The 6,234-nt window shown below is 49.5% G+C and carries 5 protein-coding genes; 2 read left to right on the forward strand and 3 right to left on the reverse strand.

The features are described 5' to 3' along the window. Window position 1 precedes the first annotated feature (1 nt). Together IBX50_RS05930 and IBX50_RS05935 are read right to left on the reverse strand one after the other, a co-directional pair. The gene (locus tag IBX50_RS05930; RefSeq protein ID WP_292254204.1) at window positions 2-1,606 is read right to left on the reverse strand and encodes an ATP-binding protein; all 1,605 of its coding nucleotides are present in this window, start codon (window positions 1,604-1,606) and stop codon (window positions 2-4) included. Window positions 1,607-1,712: 106 nt separating this feature from the next. After that, window positions 1,713-2,327, reverse strand: a complete 615-nt coding sequence (locus IBX50_RS05935; RefSeq protein WP_292254205.1) for a response regulator — start codon at window positions 2,325-2,327, stop codon at window positions 1,713-1,715. A 111-nt stretch (window positions 2,328-2,438) separates the two neighbouring features. Here IBX50_RS05935 and IBX50_RS05940 point away from each other — a divergent pair, with 111 nt between their 5' ends. Together IBX50_RS05940 and IBX50_RS05945 are read left to right on the forward strand one after the other, a co-directional pair. Next, window positions 2,439-4,163 (forward strand): PilZ domain-containing protein, encoded by a 1,725-nt coding sequence (locus tag IBX50_RS05940; protein ID WP_292254206.1) that lies wholly within the window; start codon window positions 2,439-2,441, stop codon window positions 4,161-4,163. Continuing rightward, window positions 4,160-5,548 (forward strand): bifunctional diguanylate cyclase/phosphodiesterase, encoded by a 1,389-nt coding sequence (locus tag IBX50_RS05945; protein WP_292254208.1) that lies wholly within the window; start codon window positions 4,160-4,162, stop codon window positions 5,546-5,548. Before IBX50_RS05940 ends, IBX50_RS05945 begins: the two co-directional genes overlap by 4 nt. Before the next feature lie 10 nt (window positions 5,549-5,558). Here IBX50_RS05945 and nhaD read toward each other — a convergent pair. Beyond that, a partial coding sequence (nhaD, locus tag IBX50_RS05950) for a sodium:proton antiporter NhaD (RefSeq protein ID WP_292254210.1) occupies window positions 5,559-6,234 on the reverse strand: 676 nt, incomplete at its 5' end.

The raw sequence follows: 6,234 nt of genomic DNA on the forward strand, positions 1-6,234 counted from the left end.
ATTATTTCCCTATTATTGTTTCCAGTTTGCTGGCAATAGCCTCCAGCAAATCTTGGCGCTTGTAAGGTTTGATCAGTAATTTTTCCGGCAGCTCTTGTCCCGCAGGATGCGGAAAAGCATCCGCTGTAAACCCGGAAGTGAACACCACCGGCAACTCGGGTTTAAGCTGCCGAACAGCTTCTGCCAACTGCAGACCATTCAAGGCTCCCGGCATAATCACATCAGTGAACAACAGATCCACCGCTTTACCCGCTTTGATGACTGCCAAAGCTTCATCACCCGTTTCAACCGCTATTACAGAGTAACCCGTAGCCTGCAGCTGAGATACCGCAAACGCCCGCACCAACTCATTATCTTCAGCCACCAGCAGGGTTTTGCCTTGGGGTTCCGCAGCCACTACAGGCCGACGTGGTAATGCACTGGTACGCACATCCTTAGTGGCTCTGGGTAAGTACAAACGAAAACAGGTACCCTGCCCCGGTTCGGAATACACACTGATGTGCCCGCCCGATTGTTTGATAAAACCAAACACCATACTCAACCCCAGACCGGTGCCTCTGGTTTTATCCTTGGTAGTAAAAAATGGATCAAAAATACGATCAATGATTTCCGGCTGTATACCACTGCCACTATCGGATACCACCAGCATTACATAATCACCGGCGGTTACTTCTGCATTACGAGCCGCATAATTTTCATCCAAGGTGATATTGGCCGTTTCCAGTATCACCGCACCACCCAGAGGTGTTGCATCACGGGCATTAATCACCAGATTCAGCAGAATACTTTCCAGATAGGATTCATCAATCAAGGCCGGCCATAAATTGACACCCGGATACAGCTTGATATTCATGCGTTCACCCACCGAACTTTCCAGCAGCGGCAGCATGTCATCAATCAGTTGGTTAATGCAGACCTCTACCGGTTGCAGCATCTGCTCACGGGCAAAAGTAAGCAGACTGCGGGTTAACTGGGTACCCCGATCTGCTGCCCGGGCTGAAGTTTTAGCCAGCAGTTGTAGTTGTGGCTGGGCGGCCAGTTGTTCCACCAGCAACTCCAGATTGCCGGAAATCACCGTCAGCAGATTATTAAAATCATGCGCAATACCACCAGTCAGCTGCCCAACCGATTCCATCCGCTGTACATGCATTAATTGTTGTTGCATCTGTTTTTGCTGGGTGATGTCGCGCTCCACCGCCACCCAGTGGGTAAACCAGCCGGTTTCATCCGCCAGCGGCACAATATCCAGCTCAAACCAGAAGGGTTCACCGTTTTTGCGATAGTTCAGCAACTCACCCCTTACCGGTTGCCACTGACGCAAAGCATTACCAATCCGCCTCAACTCCGAGGCTTGAGTGTCCGGTCCTTGCAACAAGCGCGGTGAGCGACCGATGACCTCCTCTTTGCTGTAACCGGTGATGCGCTCAAAAGCTTCATTCACAAAAACAATTTTTGGCCCCAGATCACCCAGAGGTTCCGCTTCGGTGATGATAATCACGTCATTCAGGCGCGACACCGCCATACGCAAAAGTGCCAATTCCTCCTGATCCTGTTGCAACTTTCTGGCCTCTTGATTCAGGCGTTGAGCTTTTACACGCCTTGGCATAAATCCATCCAGATAGGTTGTATAGGTAGTTTTACCTAGAAAAAATGTAGTTTCTACGAATTTTAAACCACTTGGTCAAAGAGCATAATTTTTACATAAGAAAAAATTAGTGTTTTAAGCGAGCCATCACCACCAACTGCGCCAGCAACGCCACTGATTTGATATTGAGCTTCTTAAAAATACTGGCCTTGTGGGCTTCAGCAGTGCGGGCACTGATACAGAGGCGATCAGCAATTTCCGCAGCGCTCATCCCCTCGGTAGCCAGCAAGGCCACAGCACGTTCCCGATCCGTTAACTGGCTCAAACGTGTTTCAGCTTCTGCAAACTGTTGTTTTTCTTTGAATTGCTGCTGATGTTTACGCATGGCTTCACGCACGGTTTCGATCAGCAGGTCATTGGAAATAGGTTTTTGCACCAGGGTGAACGCACCACCCGACATGGCTCTGACGGTGGTCGCCACATCTGCATTACCACTGTAAATGATCACCGGTAGATCAATCTGTCGCTCTGCCAGTAATCGCTGCAGCTCCAGCCCACTCATGCGGGGCATACGCAAATCAAGGATCAGGCAGCAGTTGTCGGTCGGCAGGTTGGCAGCAAGAAAAACCTCCGCCTGATTAAAGGTGGTGACGTTAAAACCGGCAAAACTGAACACCGCATTTAAGGTGTCCAGCACCAGTTCATCGTCATCCACTACATAGATGTGCGGGGTTTCAGGCATCACAAGATCCTTAGTTATTCAGGCAACACTAAACAAGCGGTCAGGAACAAAAGTGTACAGAAATCAAAGGGTCGATTCAGAAAGATTTGCAGCTAGCCTTAGAGGTTGGATATGACGTCTTTATTTTCCACTCAGAATTACGGTGACTTGTTAACCGGTGTGCGGCTTCAGCGCCTGTTAAAAACCATTTCAGCAGCTGATCAACCAAAAATCCAGCCGTTGCTGGCAGACAACAAACCGGTAACGGAAGAAAAATATGCCATCACTGGTTTAAGGGTTGATGATGATGAGTCTGCATTATTAATTCGTATTTCAGGCAAATCAGAGCTGCTGAGTCGGCTGGCTAAAAGCCACTTGATTTGTCTGTTTTTTCGTCATAAACATCAGTTACATCAAAGTGATGGGCTGGAAGTCATCAAAATCCAGCTCCAGCCCGACTCACTGATGATCAGAACCCGATTACCTCAAGCCATGTGCCGTGTTCATCCGCGTGAACACTTTCGTGTGCACCTGCCCAACAGTATGAAGATCGAAGCACACATCACCCATAACAAGCAGGTTTATCCGGGACAGCTGGTGGATCTTTCGTATGGTGGCTGCCGTATTGCTCTGCCGATGCAGGATGGCATCAAGCTGAACAATCCAATCAACAAGTTACTGATCCGTATTATCTTCCCCAATGGTGAAGGGTTTAACGCCCGTGCAGAAAAAGTCTCATTACTACCAAATGCCGAATTCAGCAAAACCCTGCTGGGCTGTCAGTTTCTGCACGACAGTGAAGAACAGAGCAAACACATCCGGCGATACAATCAGGAGACCGAGCGGGAAGTGGCACGCATCAGCCGCAGTCATCAACGCCAGCTGACTCCATCCCGACTGTTTGAATCTTCACCGCAACCACCCGTGTTGCTGAAACAGCCAGATATCCAAGCACCCAAAAACCCTCACAACCTGTTGCAACTGGCCGACCAGCTGTGTGGGCAGGTGTTGCTTCTGCAGGAAAAAGGCCACTTCAGTACCGAGATGTTGCAGCGAACCTCCGCACAATTATTACAGCTGATCCAGCAGGATCGGGATGCCCTGTATCTGGCGTTAAATCAAATTCAGGGGATTCAGCCGGTAATTTTGCACCACCTGCAGGTCGCCGCTTGGTTTTATCCACTGGCACTCAAAATGGGTTTTAGTAAACACTATCAACACGCACTGATGGCCTCATTAATTGTGCACGATGCCGGACGGCTGCTGATAGATGGCAGTGATCCTTGCCTGTTTTTATCCGATCTGCCATTTGCACAACGGCTGGAATACAAGGCCGCCCTGCTGCGGGTGGTACGGGCCACCTCCAAAATGCACTGGATTCCATCCAGCCTCGGTGAATCCATTCTGGTCAACGCCAATGAACGACTGGATGGCAGTGGTTTTCCGCGCCAGTTACCCGGCAAACGTCAGGATTCACTCACCCGTGCACTGGTGGTGGTGAAACAGCTGAAATGTCTGACCAGCTCGGTAGCAGGTGCCAATCGGCTGAGCTGGCAGGCCGCTTACCGCCAACTCAAACAACAACCGGAAAAATTTGATTCATCCATGGTGGAGCTGTTTATCCAGCTGTTTGGGGTTTATCCGGTGGGCAGTTGTATCACCTTTGAACTGGGTTATGTGGGTCGTGTCACCCGCATCAACCGTGAAGGTGAACCCATTGAAGTGGAGCTGTTGCTGAACCTGCATAACCCAAATGAAAACATCAAGGGTGACAGAGTGGTCAGCCAGAACACCAAAAAACTGGGACAAATCACCGGTGAATACCTGTTTAGTACCTCGGCAGGAGTGGCTGCATGACCCTTGTGCTGTACAGCGCCTTGTCTATCAGCAGCGCAGTAATTTTTTATCTGCTGCGGTACAACCGCCAGCTGAAAAAACTCGGCCAACAGGTTCGTTATGATGCCCTCACCGGCCTGCCCAATCGCCTGGTGTTGGAAGAACAGTTGCAACTTCAGGTACAACATTGCCTGCAAAACCAAATCGGCATGGCGGTGTTATTTATTGATTTGGATGATTTTAAACCCATCAACGACAGTCTTGGGCACCGCATCGGGGATCTGGTATTAATTGAAGTGGCAACGCGCCTCGCAAGCTGTATGCCTGATCAATCAACACTGGTGCGTTTTGGTGGTGATGAGTTTGTAGCACTGTTGCCCGACCTGCAGGCATTCAACGATGCACTGCCCAGAGTTCGCAAGCTGCTGAACTGTGTGTCCTCCAGTTATCTGATCGAAGGAAATGCCCTGCAACTGTCTGCCAGTATCGGCGGGGCTTATTATGAAGGGCGAGAAGAAATTACCGCCAATATTCTGATCCAGCAGGCTGATATGGCCATGTACAAAGCCAAGCGTGGTGGTCATAACCACTTTTATTGGTATGACGAACAGATGGAAGCCAAGTTGCGTCATCGGGTGCAACTGCGTAACGCTTTGCAGCAGGCCATGGATAAAAAAGAATTACAACTCCACTACCAACCACTGGTGGATGCCGTAACCGGTCAGACCTTTTCGGTGGAAGCGCTGCTGCGTTGGCACCACCCAGAAAAAGGTATGATTTCACCGGCTGATTTTATCCCGCTGGCAGAACAGACTGGGCAGATCATCCAGTTAACTGAATGGACGCTGCAACAAGCCTGCCGCGATTTACACAAATTAAAAGCCATGGGTATCCAGCAGGTTGCGGTGAATGTTTCCGCCATCCAGCTGCTGCGTCCGGGATTTGTGGAACAACTGGTTGAACTGATAAAAGCCCACCAGATCCTTTCATCCCAGCTGGAAATAGAACTGACTGAAACGGTACTGCTGGAAGATGCCGAACTGGCTCAGAACATTATGAACCAGCTGCAAAACCTGGGGTTTCGGGTCACCATGGATGACTTTGGTACGGGATTTTCCAGCCTTAGTTACCTGAAAAATCTGCAAGTCAGCAAAATCAAAATGGACAGGTGTTTTATCCATGACATCACCAGCAACAGCCAAAGTGCAGACATCGTTAAAACCATCATCACCCTAGCCAGACAAATGGGTATGTTAGTGGTTGCGGAAGGAGTGGAGCAACAGGAACAAGCCGAGCTGCTGGAAGCTTTTGGTTGCCATTACCTGCAGGGTTATTATTTCAGCAAAGCGCTGGATCTACGCTTGTTGCCCGCTTATTTACACAGTGAGCAACAAGCCATCCATTAACAAAAAAATCTTAGCTAAACCACGGCCCCATTAACACCACACAGGCATAACCCAAGGTGTAAGCAACAAACAAATGCCCCAGGTATCGCAGGTAAGCTGCAAAAGTCAGCCCTTCAATTTTGCTCATTGCCACTATGCCAGCCGCTGAACCGATTACCAGCAACGAGCCACCCACACCCACGGCATAAGTCAGTCCCATCCATTCACCGGGGCTCATATCAATACCGGATTTAAGCAGTGCCGCCGTCAAGGGCACGTTATCAATCACTGCAGAAAAAATGCCCATCAGATAATTGGCAAAAACTGGCGGCAACAGGTCATAAATCGCCACCACAGAATCCAGTGCATGAATTTCTTTAAGCATTCCCACCAGCAGCAAAATACCCAGAAAAAACAACAGGGTTTCAAATTCGATGGCACGTACATACTCAAGGATTGGATCAAGATCTGAGTCATCACTCATAAAACGCGAAACCAGAAACATGATCGACAGGCCAAACAGGAAGGTGAGTACCGGTGGAATGGCAAACAGCACGTTACCACTGATGGTGGCAAAAATTGTCAGCAGAAACAGTACTGCAATCACTACATCCACCCGCCGCACCGGAATCTGACTGCCGGTCAGGGTGACACTGGCATTCAACCCGCGGGATAACAACAAAGCCAGCAACAACACCGCAATACCG

Source organism: Marinospirillum sp., assembly GCF_014859565.1.